16 protein-coding genes are annotated in these 15,747 nt (G+C 51.2%); 5 read left to right on the top strand and 11 right to left on the bottom strand.

All coding sequences use genetic code 11. The annotated features are described in order from the left end of the window. Positions 1 to 58: 58 nt before the first annotated feature. The 3 genes from sbcD to araJ all read left to right on the top strand — a co-directional run bounded on the left by sbcD (position 59) and on the right by araJ (position 5,711). Complete coding sequence (sbcD, locus tag E0D98_RS00965; protein WP_001221342.1) at positions 59 to 1,261, top strand: exonuclease subunit SbcD; 1,203 nt, start codon at positions 59 to 61, stop codon at positions 1,259 to 1,261. Beyond that, complete coding sequence (gene sbcC / locus E0D98_RS00960) at positions 1,258 to 4,401, top strand: exonuclease subunit SbcC (RefSeq protein WP_000698969.1); 3,144 nt, start codon at positions 1,258 to 1,260, stop codon at positions 4,399 to 4,401. Before sbcD ends, sbcC begins: the two co-directional genes overlap by 4 nt. A gap of 125 nt (positions 4,402 to 4,526) precedes the next feature. Further along, positions 4,527 to 5,711: an MFS transporter AraJ gene (araJ, locus tag E0D98_RS00955; RefSeq protein ID WP_001348382.1), complete on the top strand. Its 1,185-nt coding sequence runs from the start codon at positions 4,527 to 4,529 to the stop codon at positions 5,709 to 5,711. A 142-nt stretch (positions 5,712 to 5,853) separates the two neighbouring features. Here the strand turns inward: araJ and mak are convergent, their stop codons facing one another. Continuing rightward, entirely contained in the window at positions 5,854 to 6,762 is a 909-nt protein-coding gene (gene mak, locus E0D98_RS00950; protein ID WP_001219312.1) for a fructokinase, read from the bottom strand. A 124-nt stretch (positions 6,763 to 6,886) separates the two neighbouring features. Between mak and rdgC the strand changes: the two genes are divergently transcribed. Then, positions 6,887 to 7,798, top strand: a complete 912-nt coding sequence (gene rdgC / locus E0D98_RS00945) for a recombination-associated protein RdgC (RefSeq protein ID WP_001298537.1) — start codon at positions 6,887 to 6,889, stop codon at positions 7,796 to 7,798. 77 nt (positions 7,799 to 7,875) lie between these two features. On the opposite strand, the gene E0D98_RS00940 is transcribed toward rdgC, so the two are convergent. The 6 genes from E0D98_RS00940 to E0D98_RS00915 form a co-directional block, all read right to left on the bottom strand. Further along, positions 7,876 to 8,295, bottom strand: a complete 420-nt coding sequence (locus E0D98_RS00940; protein ID WP_042014773.1) for a hypothetical protein — start codon at positions 8,293 to 8,295, stop codon at positions 7,876 to 7,878. 203 nt (positions 8,296 to 8,498) lie between these two features. Further along, positions 8,499 to 8,783: a pyrimidine/purine nucleoside phosphorylase gene (gene ppnP, locus E0D98_RS00935; protein WP_000941942.1), complete on the bottom strand. Its 285-nt coding sequence runs from the start codon at positions 8,781 to 8,783 to the stop codon at positions 8,499 to 8,501. 71 nt (positions 8,784 to 8,854) lie between these two features. After that, a complete protein-coding gene (locus tag E0D98_RS00930) occupies positions 8,855 to 9,532 on the bottom strand; it encodes an AroM family protein (RefSeq protein ID WP_047089159.1) in 678 nt (225 codons plus the stop codon). 257 nt (positions 9,533 to 9,789) lie between these two features. Then, positions 9,790 to 9,981 carry a protein YaiA gene (yaiA, locus tag E0D98_RS00925; protein WP_001142439.1) on the bottom strand — a complete coding sequence of 64 codons (192 nt, stop codon included), beginning with the start codon at positions 9,979 to 9,981 and terminating at the stop codon, positions 9,790 to 9,792. 49 nt (positions 9,982 to 10,030) lie between these two features. Beyond that, the gene (aroL, locus tag E0D98_RS00920) at positions 10,031 to 10,555 is read right to left on the bottom strand and encodes a shikimate kinase AroL (protein ID WP_000193393.1); all 525 of its coding nucleotides are present in this window, start codon (positions 10,553 to 10,555) and stop codon (positions 10,031 to 10,033) included. Between the two features lie 182 nt (positions 10,556 to 10,737). Next, a complete protein-coding gene (locus tag E0D98_RS00915; RefSeq protein WP_000158159.1) occupies positions 10,738 to 11,196 on the bottom strand; it encodes a YaiI/YqxD family protein in 459 nt (152 codons plus the stop codon). 119 nt (positions 11,197 to 11,315) lie between these two features. Between E0D98_RS00915 and proC the strand changes: the two genes are divergently transcribed. Continuing rightward, positions 11,316 to 12,125: a pyrroline-5-carboxylate reductase gene (gene proC / locus E0D98_RS00910; RefSeq protein ID WP_001295331.1), complete on the top strand. Its 810-nt coding sequence runs from the start codon at positions 11,316 to 11,318 to the stop codon at positions 12,123 to 12,125. Positions 12,126 to 12,141: 16 nt separating this feature from the next. Here proC and adrA read toward each other — a convergent pair whose 3' ends face one another. From adrA to iraP, 4 genes are all read right to left on the bottom strand, one after another. Then, a complete protein-coding gene (adrA, locus tag E0D98_RS00905) occupies positions 12,142 to 13,257 on the bottom strand; it encodes a diguanylate cyclase AdrA (protein ID WP_000484055.1) in 1,116 nt (371 codons plus the stop codon). A gap of 101 nt (positions 13,258 to 13,358) precedes the next feature. Next, positions 13,359 to 13,679, bottom strand: a complete 321-nt coding sequence (psiF, locus tag E0D98_RS00900) for a phosphate starvation-inducible protein PsiF (protein WP_001295332.1) — start codon at positions 13,677 to 13,679, stop codon at positions 13,359 to 13,361. Between the two features lie 118 nt (positions 13,680 to 13,797). Continuing rightward, complete coding sequence (phoA, locus tag E0D98_RS00895; protein ID WP_131890464.1) at positions 13,798 to 15,213, bottom strand: alkaline phosphatase; 1,416 nt, start codon at positions 15,211 to 15,213, stop codon at positions 13,798 to 13,800. A 100-nt stretch (positions 15,214 to 15,313) separates the two neighbouring features. Next, complete coding sequence (gene iraP / locus E0D98_RS00890; protein WP_000792970.1) at positions 15,314 to 15,574, bottom strand: anti-adapter protein IraP; 261 nt, start codon at positions 15,572 to 15,574, stop codon at positions 15,314 to 15,316. Positions 15,575 to 15,747 lie beyond the last annotated feature (173 nt).

Here is a 15,747-nt window from a genome sequence, read left to right as displayed (position 1 = left end):
CAAATGGCACATCTGTTTGGGTATAATCGCGCCCATGCTTTTTCGCCAGGGAACCGTTATGCGCATCCTTCACACCTCAGACTGGCATCTCGGCCAGAACTTCTACAGTAAAAGCCGCGAAGCTGAACATCAGGCTTTTCTTGACTGGCTGCTGGAGACAGCACAAACCCATCAGGTGGATGCAATTATTGTTGCTGGTGATGTTTTCGATACCGGCTCGCCGCCCAGTTACGCCCGCACGTTATACAACCGTTTTGTTGTCAATTTACAGCAAACTGGCTGTCATCTGGTGGTACTGGCAGGAAACCATGACTCGGTCGCCACGCTGAATGAATCGCGCGATATCATGGCGTTCCTCAATACTACCGTGGTCGCCAGCGCCGGACATGCGCCGCAAATCTTGCCTCGTCGCAACGGGACGCCAGGCGCAGTGCTGTGCCCCATACCGTTTTTACGCCCGCGTGACATTATTACCAGCCAGGCGGGGCTTAACGGTATTGAAAAACAGCAGCATTTGCTGGCGGCTATTACTGATTATTATCAACAACACTATGCCGATGCCTGCAAACTGCGCGGCGATCAGCCTCTGCCCATCATCGCCACGGGACATTTAACGACCGTGGGTGCCAGTAAAAGTGACGCCGTGCGTGACATTTATATTGGCACGCTGGACGCGTTTCCGGCACAAAACTTTCCACCAGCCGACTACATCGCGCTCGGGCATATTCACCGCACACAGATTATTGGCGGCATGGAACATGTTCGCTATTGCGGTTCCCCCATTCCACTGAGTTTTGATGAATGCGGAAAGAGTAAATATGTCCATCTGGTGACATTTTCAAACGGCAAATTAGAGAGCGTGGAAAACCTGAACGTACCGATAACGCAACCCATGGCGGTGCTGAAAGGCGATCTGGCGTCGATTACCGCACAGCTAGAACAGTGGCGCGATGTATCGCAGGAGCCACCTGTCTGGCTGGATATCGAAATCACTACTGATGAGTATCTGCATGATATTCAGCGCAAAATCCAGGCATTAACCGAATCATTGCCTGTTGAAGTATTGCTGGTACGCCGGAGTCGTGAACAGCGCGAGCGTGTGTTAGCCAGCCAACAGCGTGAAACCCTCAGCGAACTCAGCGTCGAAGAGGTGTTCAATCGCCGTCTGGCACTGGAAGAACTGGATGAATCGCAGCAGCAACGTCTGCAGCATCTTTTCACCACGACGTTGCATACCCTCGCCGGAGAACACGAAGCATGAAAATTCTCAGCCTGCGCCTGAAAAACCTGAACTCATTAAAAGGCGAATGGAAGATTGATTTCACCCGCGAGCCGTTCGCCAGCAACGGGCTATTTGCCATTACCGGCCCAACCGGTGCGGGGAAAACCACCCTGCTGGACGCCATTTGTCTGGCGCTGTATCACGAAACTCCGCGTCTCTCTAACGTTTCACAATCGCAAAATGATCTCATGACCCGCGATACCGCCGAATGTCTGGCGGAGGTGGAGTTTGAAGTGAAAGGTGAAGCGTACCGTGCGTTCTGGAGCCAGAATCGGGCGCGTAACCAACCCGGCGGTAATTTGCAGGTGCCACGCGTAGAGCTGGCGCGCTGCGCCGACGGCAAAATTCTCGCCGACAAAGTGAAAGATAAGCTGGAACTGACGGCGACGTTAACCGGACTGGATTACGGGCGCTTCACCCGTTCGATGCTGCTTTCGCAGGGGCAATTTGCTGCCTTCCTGAATGCCAAACCCAAAGAACGCGCGGAATTGCTCGAGGAGTTAACCGGCACTGAAATCTACGGGCAAATCTCGGCGATGGTTTTTGAGCAGCACAAATCGGCCCGCACTGAGCTGGAGAAGCTGCAAGCGCAGGCCAGCGGCGTCGCGTTGCTCACGCCGGAACAAGTGCAATCGCTGACAGCGAGTTTGCAGGTACTTACTAACGAAGAAAAACAGTTACTTACCGCGCAGCAGCAAGAACAACAATCACTAAACTGGTTAACGCGTCTGGACGAATTGCAGCAAGAAGCCAGCCGCCGTCAGCAGGCCTTGCAACAGGCGTTAGCCGAAGAAGAAAAAGCGCAACCTCAACTGGCGGCGCTCAGTCTGGCACAACCAGCACGAAATCTTCGTCCGCACTGGGAACGCATCGCAGAACACAGCGCGGCGCTGGCGCATATTCGCCAGCAGATTGAAGAAGTAAATACTCGCTTACAGAGCACAATGGCGCTTCGCGCGAGCATTCGCCACCACGCAGCGAAGCAGTCAGCAGAATTACAGCAGCAGCAACAAAGCCTGAATACCTGGTTACAGGAACACGACCGCTTCCGTCAGTGGAACAACGAACTGGCGGGTTGGCGTGCGCAGTTCTCCCAACAAACCAGCGATCGCGAGCATCTGCGGCAATGGCAGCAACAGTTAACCCATGCTGAGCAAAAACTTAATGCGCTTGCGGCGATCACGTTGACGTTAACCGCCGATGAAGTTGCTAGCGCCCTGGCGCAACATGCTGAGCAACGCCCACTGCGTCAGCACCTGGTCGCGCTACATGGACAGATTGTTCCCCAACAAAAACGTCTGGCGCAGTTACAGGTCGCTATCCAGAATGTCACGCAAGAACAGACGCAACGTAACGCCGCACTTAACGAAATGCGCCAGCGTTATAAAGAAAAGACGCAGCAACTTGCCGATGTGAAAACCATTTGCGAGCAGGAAGCGCGCATCAAAACGCTGGAAGCTCAACGTGCACAGTTACAGGCGGGTCAGCCTTGTCCACTTTGTGGTTCCACCAGCCACCCGGCGGTCGAGGCGTATCAGACGCTGGAGCCTGGTGTTAATCAGTCTCGATTACTGGCGCTGGAAAACGAAGTTAAAAAGCTCGGCGAAGAAGGTGCGGCGCTGCGCGGGCAACTGGATGCATTAACGAAGCAGCTTCAGCGCGATGAAAACGAAGCGCAAAGCCTCCGACAAGATGAGCAAGCACTTACTCAACAATGGCAAGCCGTCACGGCCAGCCTCAATATCACCTTGCAGCCACAGGACGATATTCAACCGTGGCTGGATGCACAAGATGAGCACGAACGCCAGCTGCGGTTACTCAGCCAACGACATGAATTACAAGGGCAGATTGCCGCGCATAATCAGCAAATTATCCAGTATCAACAGCAAATTGAACAACGCCAGCAGCAGCTCTTAACGGCATTGGCGGGTTATGCACTGACATTGCCACAGGAAGATGAAGAAGAGAGCTGGTTGGCGACACGTCAGCAAGAAGCGCAGAGCTGGCAGCAACGCCAGAACGAATTAACCGCGCTGCAAAACCGTATTCAGCAGCTGACGCCGATTCTGGAAACGTTGCCTCAAAGTGATGATCTCCCGCACAGCGAAGAAACTGTGGCGCTGGATAACTGGCGGCAGGTTCATGAACAATGTCTCGCATTACACAGCCAGCAGCAGACGTTACAGCAACAGGATGTTCTGGCGGCGCAAAGTCTGCAAAAAGCCCAGGCGCAGTTTGACACCGCGCTACAGGCCAGCGTCTTTGACGATCAGCAGGCGTTCCTTGCGGCGCTAATGGATGAACAAACACTAACGCAGCTGGAACAGCTCAAGCAGAATCTGGAAAACCAGCGCCGTCAGGCGCAAACGCTGGTCACTCAGACAGCAGAAACGCTGGCACAGCATCAACAACACCGACCTGACGGGTTGGCTCTCACTGTGACGGTGGAGCAGATTCAGCAAGAGTTAGCGCAAACTCACCAAAAGTTGCGTGAAAACACCACGAGTCAAGGCGAGATTCGCCAGCAGCTGAAGCAGGATGCAGATAACCGTCAGCAACAACAAACCTTAATGCAGCAAATTGCTCAAATGACGCAGCAGGTTGAGGACTGGGGATATCTGAATTCGCTAATAGGTTCCAAAGAGGGCGATAAATTCCGCAAGTTTGCCCAGGGGCTGACGCTGGATAATTTAGTCCATCTCGCTAATCAGCAACTTACCCGGCTGCACGGGCGCTATCTGTTACAGCGCAAAGCCAGCGAGGCGCTGGAAGTCGAGGTTGTTGATACCTGGCAGGCAGATGCGGTACGCGATACCCGTACCCTTTCCGGCGGCGAAAGTTTCCTCGTTAGTCTGGCGCTGGCGCTGGCGCTTTCGGATCTGGTCAGCCATAAAACACGTATTGACTCGCTGTTCCTTGATGAAGGTTTTGGCACGCTGGATAGCGAAACGCTGGATACCGCCCTTGATGCGCTGGATGCCCTGAACGCCAGTGGCAAAACCATCGGTGTGATTAGCCACGTAGAAGCGATGAAAGAGCGTATTCCGGTGCAGATCAAAGTGAAAAAGATCAACGGCCTGGGCTACAGCAAACTGGAAAGTACGTTTGCAGTGAAATAACTATTCAGCAGGATAATGAATACAGAGGGGCGAATTATCTCTTGGCCTTGCTGGTCGTTATCCTGCAAGCTATCACTTTATTGGCTACGGTGATTGGTAGCCGTTCTGGTGGTTGTGATGGTGGTATGAAAAAAGTCATTTTATCTTTGGCTCTGGGCACGTTTGGTTTGGGGATGGCCGAATTTGGCATTATGGGCGTGCTCACGGAGCTGGCGCATAACGTAGGAATTTCGATTCCTGCTGCCGGGCATATGATCTCGTATTATGCGCTGGGGGTGGTGGTCGGTGCGCCAATCATCGCCCTCTTTTCCAGCCGCTACTCACTCAAACATATCTTGTTGTTTCTGGTGGCGTTGTGCGTCATTGGCAACGCCATGTTCACGCTCTCTTCGTCTTACCTGATGCTTGCCATTGGTCGGCTGGTATCCGGCTTTCCGCATGGCGCATTTTTTGGCGTCGGAGCGATCGTGTTATCAAAAATTATCAAACCCGGAAAAGTCACCGCCGCCGTGGCGGGGATGGTTTCCGGGATGACAGTCGCCAATTTGCTGGGCATTCCGCTGGGAACGTATTTAAGTCAGGAATTTAGCTGGCGTTACACCTTTTTATTGATCGCTGTTTTTAATATTGCGGTGATGGCATCGGTCTATTTTTGGGTGCCAGATATTCGCGACGAGGCGAAAGGAAAGCTGCGCGAACAATTTCACTTTTTGCGCAGCCCGGCCCCGTGGTTAATTTTCGCCGCCACCATGTTTGGCAACGCAGGTGTGTTTGCCTGGTTCAGCTACGTTAAGCCATACATGATGTTTATTTCCGGTTTTTCGGAAACGGCGATGACCTTTATTATGATGTTAGTGGGGCTAGGGATGGTGCTGGGGAATATGCTAAGTGGCAGGGTTTCAGGACGTTATTCACCACTGCGCATTGCGGCAGTGACTGACTTTATCATTGTACTGGCACTGCTGATGCTCTTTTTCTGCGGCGGCATGAAAATAACGTCGCTTATTTTTGCTTTTATTTGTTGCGCGGGATTATTTGCCCTTTCAGCACCTCTGCAAATATTGTTACTGCAAAATGCCAAAGGCGGAGAGTTATTAGGTGCCGCAGGTGGGCAAATAGCGTTTAACCTCGGTAGCGCCGTCGGCGCATATTGCGGAGGTATGATGCTGACGCTGGGGCTGGCATATAATTACGTGGCGCTGCCTGCCGCCCTGCTTTCGTTTGCTGCGATGTCGTCGTTGCTGCTGTATGGTCGCTATAAGCGCCAGCAAGCGGCGGATACTCCGGTGCTGGCGAAACCACTGGGGTAGGTTATAGTCTCGGTGCTCATTACTTATTGCCGGATGCGGCGTGAACGCCTTATCCGCCCTACGCGGTTCCGGCACATTTTGTAGGCCTGATAAGACGCGGCAAGCGTCGCATCAAGCATGATGCGCCAATTGCCTACGTTTTTTACTCTTGTGGCCATAACCACGCAGCGCCGCGTACGCCGCTGGAATCACCGTGCTTCGCCTTACGCACCGGCGTTTCACATTCGCCGCCGAAGACAAATTGTTTAATCAACTGCCCAACCGTTTGATATAAACGGTCTACATTGCTCATCCCGCCCCCCAGGACAATCACATCCGGATCGAGAATATTCACGACATGTGCCAGCGATTTTGCCAGCCGCAGCTCGTAGCGACGCAATGCCAGTTCCGCTACCGGATCGCTTTCTTCAACCAGGCGGATAATTTCACTGCCTTTCAGCGCATGTCCGCTCAAACGACGATAATCAGTCGCGAATCCCGTGCCCGAAATAAAGGTTTCAATACAACCTTGTTTACCGCAATAACAAGGGACTTCCTCGCGATAACGCAGTTCGTCTTCGTCCATCCACGGTAGCGGATTGTGTCCCCACTCACCTGCCGTGCCATTGCCGCCGATATGCGCCCGCCCATTGAATGCCACGCCCGCGCCGCATCCCGTGCCGATAATCACGGCAAATACTGTCTGCGCTCCCGCTGCCGCGCCATCTACTGCTTCTGAAACCGCCAGACAGTTGGCGTCATTTGCCAGCCGCACTTCCCGCTGCAACCTCGCGCTTAAGTCTTTATCGAATGGCTGACCGTTGAGCCAGGTTGAATTGGCATTCTTCACCACACCGGTGTAAGGCGAAATTGAGCCAGGAATGCCCATACCTACCGTTCCGCGCTGCCCTGTCGCCTGCTCCGCCATATCAACCAACGTGGCGATCGTTTCAATAGTTTGCCGGTAATCATCACGCGGCGTGGGCAGACGATGGCGGTACAACTGCTCCCCTGCATCGCCCAGTGCAATCACTTCAGTTTTGGTGCCGCCTAAATCGATACCTATACGCACGGTACTCTCCTTATTTTTTTCAATATCAATAGCGTAGAGACGGACAACCGGATTGGCAATGCAAGGCCGCCGACAATTCGTTATCATGCCCGCTAAATTTAACGACAAGGCCGTGGAAATTATCATGCTGTGGTTCAAAAATTTAATGGTTTACCGTCTTAGCCGCGAGATTTCGCTGCGTGCAGAAGAGATGGAAAAACAGCTAGCCTCGATGGCATTTACCCCATGCGGCAGCCAGGACATGGCGAAGATGGGCTGGGTTCCTCCGATGGGATCGCACAGCGATGCGTTAACGCACGTTGCCAATGGTCAAATTGTTATCTGCGCGCGCAAAGAAGAAAAAATCCTCCCGTCTCCGGTGATTAAACAGGCGCTTGAAGCGAAAATCGCCAAACTGGAAGCGGAACAGGCGCGTAAGCTGAAGAAAACCGAAAAAGATTCGCTGAAAGACGAAGTGCTGCACTCTCTGCTGCCGCGTGCTTTCAGCCGTTTTAGCCAGACAATGATGTGGATCGACACGGTTAACGGTTTGATTATGGTGGACTGCGCCAGTGCCAAAAAAGCGGAAGATACGCTGGCATTACTGCGTAAAAGCCTGGGGTCGTTACCGGTTGTACCATTGAGCATGGAAAACCCGATTGAACTGACGCTGACCGAATGGGTTCGCTCCGGTAGTGCGGCACAGGGCTTCCAGCTGCTTGATGAAGCCGAGCTGAAATCGTTGCTGGAAGATGGCGGCGTGATCCGCGCGAAGAAACAAGATCTGACCAGCGAAGAGATCACCAATCACATTGAAGCCGGAAAAGTGGTGACTAAACTGGCGCTCGACTGGCAGCAGCGCATTCAGTTTGTGATGTGCGACGATGGTTCGCTTAAGCGTCTGAAGTTCTGCGACGAGCTGCGCGATCAAAACGAAGATATCGACCGTGAAGATTTCGCCCAGCGTTTTGATGCCGATTTCATCCTGATGACTGGTGAACTGGCAGCGTTAATTCAAAACCTGATTGAAGGATTAGGTGGCGAAGCACAACGTTAATTGCTGATTTTCCTTTAATGCCGGATGCGACGCCTGCCGCGTCTTATCCGGCGTACGAAGCCACACCAGGCATATAATTATTCGCTACGGCGGGCAATAATTTTTAGCGCAGCAATATTATGCGTTTTATGCTGTAACTGATCTAATCGCCTCATCCCTATTCGCCTGTCAGCAGCACGCAGAATATTCACTAACCCCCATTTATCGCTGGTAAATTGTTTTGTTAACAACTCCGCTTTTGGGGTGTCAATATATTCACGCAATAAATCAGAAATTGAACAAATATCCGTCAGGTAAGGATACCAGCAAGTTTCACCGTGAAAATTACGCACTCCACCGTTACCTGCAATAAAGTCTTTCGGGTAATCCCAGATCACGTTTTTATCCAACGTGATCCAATAACGCGGTAAATCGGTGCTTCCACCATTTTGGCTGCGCATGGGATAACGGGTACAGTGAATTTGCAGGTTGATCGTTGGCGTCAGTAAGTCATAGATCTCCCGCTGTAACTTGCTCCAGGGGGCGTTGTGTCATCAGTTCCGCAAAAAATACCTGGAGATCTTCACTGATATTTATATCAACCTTGATGAATTATGAATATATCGGAAATTGAAAAAATCGAAGCAAAGGAAATATTATTATGGGTTAAAGAGAGGATATTTCAGAAAAATGCCCTCCCGTTCAAGGGGAAGGCGAGGAATTACAGATAGCGGCACAGATAAGAGGTGGGTTCGGCAACTTGCAGATGAAACTCACTGTGACCGGGAACATTAAACACCGAACCGGCTTCATACACTTGCCAGTCGGTCGCGTCAGGCAGTAACACATTCAGCGCGCCACTGATTACCGTCATCTCTTCCGGCTCAGCGGTGCTGAAGGTGTATTCGCCTTCAACCATAACACCCACGCTGGCGCGACCAGTGCTGCTGCTGGAAAAGCCGATTGATTTCACTTTGCCGGAAAAGTACTCATTACTTTGAAGCATAAACTGGCCCTGTTTGGTAGTTGAACATCTACTTCACTATAGGGGCCAGAGGCGCTGACTGTCACGCAAAATTACACCAGTAATTCCGCAGCCAGCCGTGCAATCAATACGTTAGACAGCAAGACAGGAACATCGAGCTGTTTTTGCAGTAAATCGCGATGACGTTGGTGAAATCCTAAACAATCCAGCATGATGACATCAGCCCCTTTTGCCAGTAATTCTTTCCCGACATCAATGATTTTTTGTTCTGAATCATGAATGGGGTTACCCAATGAAAATACCGGCGATTTCTGCAAAATTTGCCATTTTTGCGCCTGAACGGGCAGCATCTCCTCAACCGGAACGATAACCCCCACCTGATGATCTTCAACAATAGAGGAAACCAGTGGAGGCAATATTCGCGACGGCTCAAGAAAGATCGTATTACGCGCAGTCATACTACTAATGTTTGCTGTACTCATTAATAAAATGACGTCATAACCCTGATTATCGAGCACTTCAACCACACCTTGCAGGTCTCGCTCCACTTTACGACGCGAAACATGGGCCAGCTGGTTGTCATTTAATAATGTGAGAATGGTGTCTTCGCCTGCTTCTGGCGCGTACTCCGCCATCACTTCTTCACGACTTAACTTCCCCAGCAGGCTATGATGGGAAATATTATCTTCGTCAATGTATTCCGTCAGGAGCGGCAAAACCTCCTGCATAGGTACAATGCCGATGGTCAGGATCGCCAACGACGCACTCATTGTTCATCCACCTTACTTTTCTTTCGTCGTTAATTACCGGGCAAGTGTGAAGCACCACTGCTGACACTTACTTGTGCTACAAATGACAAAAAGCGTAGCAGCAGACGTGCACGGCATAATGTAAAGATTCCAAATGATTCCAGTAATGGATTGTTATTGTTTAATATTCTAATTATTAGAAAAACATGAATTATGAAAAATGTGACGCAGATCCCTTGTAGTGGCACTCAGAATCCCTTCCGAGCAGTCTGATGCGGTCACTCTTTGTCAGGGTCCTCATAGCGTTTTTTCGCATCCATCGCTTCCTGAGCCGTCGGATGTTCACTGATCAACGAGTCTGGTTTAGGATGATCGGCTCTGAGTTGGTACCAGGTTACCGTCTGTCCTGGCTTTCCTTTTTCAATCGTCACTATATATGCTTCACGAGGATAAGGCGGTTTCGTTGGCATCGTTCTTCCTTATTTCACGGGATGAACGTTAAGTATAGGCGCTCTAAAATCAACAATTGATCGTCTGTGCCAGGGCGCTACGAATTTCAGAAATCACCTGGCTGGGTTCGTTTGTTGCGTCGATGATAATATGCGCAACTTCGCGATATAGCGCATCGCGTTCTTCCAGCACTTCCTGAACTTCTTCGCTCAGCGGTTTTCCCGTTAAGGTTGGCCGTAAATCTTCTTCCGGTGCAGCTTGCAGTCGGTTAACCAGGACTGATACTGGCGCACACAAATAAACCACGATCCCGTTATTTTGCATAAAGTGACGATTAAATTCCGTCAGAATAATGCCGCCGCCTGTAGCGATAACGGTGGATGGCGCAGTTACCGCTTCCAGCGCCGCCGTTTCTCTGGCGCGAAATCCCGCCCACTCTTCCCTTTCGACGATCTCCGCGACCGTCATATTGAGCTGTGATTGCAACCACTGATCGGTATCGACAAACCGACGGTTAAGCGAATCGGCAAGGGCCATTCCGACCGTTGTTTTACCACAGCCCCGAGGCCCGATCAGAAAAAGAGGTTGTGTCATCGTGGGTTTTCCCCAATAGGTCGCAATGCGGCGAAAGCCGGTGTCATGAGAATAGCGATCATACCATCAAACTAGTACAATTTCGATTGTAAAGAAAAAATTCCACTTAAAGTGAAAATCTCAATACACCCCTTACTATACCAATAAATATTCAAGAATGAAGTGTAAATAATAAATTACATTTAGCCACGACTACGTTGCACTTCCAGCCACCACTTCTCCAGCTCCGCGGCAAAGGCCTGGCGGTCACGTTGTGAAAGGCTATCTGGTCCGCCGGTCTGGATCCCACTGGCACGTAAGGTATCCATAAAATCGCGCATCGTCAGGCGCTCACGAATGGTCGCTGGCGTGTAACGTTCGCCGCGCGGATTAAGCGCCGCTGCGCCTTTCTCGATGGCTTCAGCAGCCAAAGGTATATCTGCGGTGATCACCAAATCGCCCGCTTCACACTGCCGGACAATTTCGTTATCGGCAACGTCGAAACCTGCCGCGACGCGCAGCGTACGAATAAATCGCGATGGCGGCACGCGTAAACTCTGGTTTGCTACCAGTACCAGCGGCATCTGCATACGTTCCGCCGCGCGATACAAAATCTCTTTAATTACATTGGGACACGCGTCGGCATCCACCCAAATTGTCATAAAGTCATCCTTTGTTGGGTAATCCTCTATTGTGTCGCGCTTTTGCCTTCCGGCATAGTTCTGTTTATGCTTCTGCCAGCGATTATCAAAACAATGAATTTCACGGCAGGAGTGAGGCAATGGAAAAGAAAATCGGTTTTATTGGCTGCGGCAATATGGGAAAAGCCATTCTCGGCGGTCTGATTGCCAGCGGTCAGGTGCTTCCAGGGCAAATCTGGGTATACACCCCCTCCCCGGATAAAGTCGCCGCCCTGCATGACCAGTTCGGCATCAACGCCGCAGAATCGGCGCAAGAAGTGGCGCAAATCGCCGACATCATTTTTGCCGCCGTTAAACCTGGCATCATGATTAAAGTGCTTAGCGAAATCACCTCCAGCCTGAATAAAGACTCTCTGGTCGTTTCTATTGCTGCAGGTGTCACGCTCGACCAGCTTGCCCGCGCGCTGGGCCATGACCGGAAAATTATTCGCGCCATGCCGAACACTCCCGCGCTGGTTAATGCCGGGATGACCTCCGTAACGCCAAACGCGCTGGTAACCCCAGAAGATACCGCTGATGTGCTGAATATTTTCCGCTGCTTTGGCGAAGCGGAAGTAATTGCTGAGCCGATGATCCACCCGGTGGTCGGTGTGAGCGGTTCTTCGCCAGCCTACGTATTTATGTTTATCGAAGCGATGGCCGACGCCGCCGTGCTGGGCGGGATGCCACGCGCCCAGGCGTATAAATTTGCCGCTCAGGCGGTAATGGGTTCCGCAAAAATGGTGCTGGAAACGGGAGAACATCCGGGGGCACTGAAAGATATGGTCTGCTCACCGGGAGGCACCACCATTGAAGCGGTACGCGTACTGGAAGAGAAAGGCTTCCGTGCCGCAGTGATCGAAGCGATGACGAAGTGTATGGAAAAATCAGAAAAACTCAGCAAATCCTGATGACTTTCGCCGGACGTCAGGCCGCCACTTCGGTGCGGTTACGTCCGGCTTTCTTTGCTTTGTAAAGCGCCAAATCTGCCGATTTCAACCACTCACGATAGTGACTCATTTGTGGGTTCAGCGGCGCAACCCCCACACTAATCCGTAAAGTTACCTGTGGCGTATTCGGCAAGCGTAACGTGTTTAGCCCTTCACGCACCCGTAACATGGCGGTAATGGCGCTCTCAGCTGGCGTACCGGACATGATTACTGCAAACTCATCGCCGCCAAACCGACCAATCACATCGCTACCGCGCAGGGTAATTTGTAACTGTCGGGTAAGCGCCACAATCGCTTCATCGCCCACATCATGACCCCAGGTATCGTTGATGCTCTTGAAATGGTCGATATCGATAATCAGTAACGTTGCATCGCGATTATGCCGCCGACAGTTATCAAATTCATTGCGTAACATAGTTTCCCAATGACGTCGGTTATACACGCCCGTCATGCCGTCGCGGGTACTCATGACCTGCAACCTGCGTTTATGTTCCGCCAGTTTGGTTGCCGTCTGGTAGCTGACCCAGCCAAACAGCAGAGGATAAACGACAATAATGGGAAGGGAGAGCCACCATTCCAGCGGCGCACTATTGAACGACACGGTAATGCCCGTAAGCTCGAGGGTGACAAGGCAGGAAACCACCATCAACACCAGACCCGCGACAAACAGACGGGGGCCGCCTGCCCCCATCAAATTCAGACACATAATCATCAACATAGCGGTGGAAGGCAGCACGTTTACGCCCATTACGCCTACCCACATTCCCGCTAATACTGCATCGGTTTTTAAGTTGTAAATTTCCCGGCTAAGCGGATCGACGGCCCTGCTCGCTATCTGCCAGGCTAAATGCGGCCAGACGAACGCCCAGCCGACCAACACCAGCCACCACCAGCCCGGCGGCGGGTGCGAAACCAGCGTTGAAGCAATCGGTAAGAACATGCCAGCCAGGCCAACCGCACGGGGTAGTCTGACGCGACGGGCGAAGCGCAGCCCGGACCGCTGATGTTCGTTTTGAGGAGTTAAAGGAGGTTCCTCCCCATGCGCCGCCGCTTTTTTGAAAAAGTTTTCATCATTCATTATTTTTGGGAACATTCAGAAACAATTTTCCCAAATTATAGAGACGGGGCTAAAGGCAGAAGTATGAAATTTCGGGTGAGCCACTTTCGTAGCTCACCCGTTAGCACTATCAGGTATCAGGCGGCTTTCTTGAGGCAGGCACTCATAAACTTATTACGATCATCACCTTTCAGAGATTGTTGCGTTGCTTGATTATTACATTCGCGCATCTTTTGCTGCTGTGGCGTCAAACTTTTTTCACCAGGCGCAGACTTGCTGTTCTTCAGGCAATCACTCATGTAGGTCTTACGAGCATCCCCTTTCAACGCCTGCGCCGTCGCCTGCTGATTACAGGATGTCATACGCTGTTGTTGTGGGGTTAAGGTTCTCTCGGCAGCGCCGACGGTGGTTAAAAAAACCAGACCAAAAAGCAAGGTAACCAGTAATGTTATTTTCATAGCACCATCCCTCTTCATGTTTTAACCATGAGCGTATGCGCCCGTGATCTGCCATTAAGTCTGGTTGCTAACAGCAAAAAAACCACCCGGCAGCGAAAATTCACTGCCGGGCGCGGTTTTATTTCAGCCCCAGGGCGGCTTTCATGGTGTAGAAGAGATCGGTCTGGTCGGTCAGTCCAACAACATTGGCGGCATGCGGGCCATACGCCGCAATACGCAACTGACTGCCGGTATGTTCTTGTGAATCCTCTTCGGAGTTCTCGTAGCTCATCACCATCACTGCGCCATCTTTGGTATTTAGCGCCTGGGTGAGGCCCGGAGCTTTGGTATCCGGCGCGACAATCTGGCTGGCGTGGGCGTGATCAGCGGTGACTATGACCAGCGTATTGCCATCCTTTTTAGCGAATTCCAGCGCCCGTTGTACGGCTTCATCGAGATCGACCGTCTCGCCAATTTGCCCACAAGGATTCGCAGCGTGATCCTGTTTATCGATTGACGCACCTTCAACTTGCAGGAAAAATCCTTTCTCATTTTTACTCAACAATTCAATGGCTTTGTCGGTCATCTGCGCCAGGGTTGGTACACTGTCATTACGTTGCGGATTAGGCGTACAGGTGACTGCGGGCTTATCGATATTGCCGTGGTACGTTGCTTTCGGTCCTAGCCAGCGCACTGGCATATTGCCGTCAGCAAACAGTCCAAGCAGAGGTTTTTGCTGATTCGCTTCCGTCACCGAATTCAGTGAGGCAGCATCGCTGACCAACTGATAACCACGCGCCTGTGCCTGTTCACGCAGCGTTTTTCCCTGCCATTCACCGGCGGTTGCCGTTTCAGCAATGGTTTTTGCGCCACCGCCAAGCGTAACGTCGGCACGAGCGTTAAGCAGCTGTTCGGTAATCGATCCTTTTCCGCCTTTTTCCAGAGCGTTACCCGGACATTTTTCACTGGTCGCGCTCGGACCGTAGCATTTGCGCGAAGTCACATGTGCCACCAGCGCAGCGGGCGTGGCATCCTGCAACTCTGCGGTAGAAACGTTACCGGTCGCCAGACCTGCGGCTTTTGCCATTTCCAGAATCGTTGGGTGATCTTTTTCGTGAATATCGACGCCCAGCGCGCCGTTATAGGTTTTGACACCGGTTGACCAGGCGGTTGCTGATGCAGCCGAATCGGTGACGTAGTCCGGTTTGCCGGTTTTTTTATTCAGCGCATAGTGAGTGTATTGCCCGGTAAGCGGTAAGGCATCGATACCTTTAAAAAAGCCGCCCGCACCTTCGGCATAATTACGTGCGGCTGTAATTTCCGAATCCCCCATCCCATCGCCAATCAGCAAAATAATATTTTTTGCAGGTTTATCGCTAAGAGAATCACGCAGAGCGGCAGTCTGATCACCCGTTAAACGGCGAGCACCGCCGGGTGCAGTAATATCGCCCTGAGCAGCCCGGTTTTCCAGAACAGGCATTTCTGGTGTCCGGGCTTTTGTCACAGGGGTAAACAGTAACGATAAGAGTGCCAGTGCAATAGTGCTTTGTTTCACTTTATTTTCTCCATGTACAAATACATTAAAAAATAAAAACAAAGCGACTATAAGTCTCGGCCGTGACAACTTTATGACAGCTGTTGAAAAGATTAACTTTTTACTGACGAGGATGCTTCAATAACTTCTTTACGTAATCGCGCAGCAGCTCCGTATCGTCGTCAGGAATGCTGGCATCGGGCTTTACCTCGTACAGCGCCCCCTCTACCTGATCAATCAACCGCTGTTGGTCATTTTGCGCCATATTGCGAAGCATTGCAGTGACGATAATCTCCAAAGCTTCTACCTGCGCACACAGTTCTTTCGACTCTTCTTCTTTTTGGGCAAGCTTAAATAACAACTCAGCAATGAGATTTTTCATGTCTGTATTTCCTTATCCAAAGTATGGAGAAGTTAACATTATGTTTCACAACTTCATAGTGTCTGGAAGTATTATTTTTATGACAAAGGAAATACTTTGCGCAAATATTTTTTGTTTGATTACCAGCGAAACGTTTCTCTTATTTAAATAATTACCCACACAAAATATAGGAT

The sequence above is a fragment of the Escherichia sp. KCJ4928 genome, assembly GCF_004352695.1.
In the GTDB taxonomy this organism is placed as follows: domain Bacteria; phylum Pseudomonadota; class Gammaproteobacteria; order Enterobacterales; family Enterobacteriaceae; genus ECMA0423.
This window is presented reverse-complemented; position numbering and strand designations above follow the sequence as displayed.

Bases quoted from the DNA above. Each gene is read 5' to 3' on its own strand.
- sbcD (WP_001221342.1), top strand. From the start codon at position 59: ATGCGCATCCTTCACACCTCAGACTGGCATCTCGGCCAGAACTTCTAC.
- sbcC (WP_000698969.1), top strand. From the start codon at position 1,258: ATGAAAATTCTCAGCCTGCGCCTGAAAAACCTGAACTCATTAAAAGGC.
- araJ (WP_001348382.1), top strand. From the start codon at position 4,527: ATGAAAAAAGTCATTTTATCTTTGGCTCTGGGCACGTTTGGTTTGGGG.
- rdgC (WP_001298537.1), top strand. From the start codon at position 6,887: ATGCTGTGGTTCAAAAATTTAATGGTTTACCGTCTTAGCCGCGAGATT.
- ppnP (WP_000941942.1), bottom strand. From the start codon at position 8,783: ATGCTTCAAAGTAATGAGTACTTTTCCGGCAAAGTGAAATCAATCGGC.
- E0D98_RS00930 (WP_047089159.1), bottom strand. From the start codon at position 9,532: ATGAGTGCGTCGTTGGCGATCCTGACCATCGGCATTGTACCTATGCAG.
- yaiA (WP_001142439.1), bottom strand. From the start codon at position 9,981: ATGCCAACGAAACCGCCTTATCCTCGTGAAGCATATATAGTGACGATT.
- aroL (WP_000193393.1), bottom strand. From the start codon at position 10,555: ATGACACAACCTCTTTTTCTGATCGGGCCTCGGGGCTGTGGTAAAACA.
- E0D98_RS00915 (WP_000158159.1), bottom strand. From the start codon at position 11,196: ATGACAATTTGGGTGGATGCCGACGCGTGTCCCAATGTAATTAAAGAG.
- proC (WP_001295331.1), top strand. From the start codon at position 11,316: ATGGAAAAGAAAATCGGTTTTATTGGCTGCGGCAATATGGGAAAAGCC.
- adrA (WP_000484055.1), bottom strand. From the start codon at position 13,257: ATGTTCCCAAAAATAATGAATGATGAAAACTTTTTCAAAAAAGCGGCG.
- psiF (WP_001295332.1), bottom strand. From the start codon at position 13,679: ATGAAAATAACATTACTGGTTACCTTGCTTTTTGGTCTGGTTTTTTTA.
- iraP (WP_000792970.1), bottom strand. From the start codon at position 15,574: ATGAAAAATCTCATTGCTGAGTTGTTATTTAAGCTTGCCCAAAAAGAA.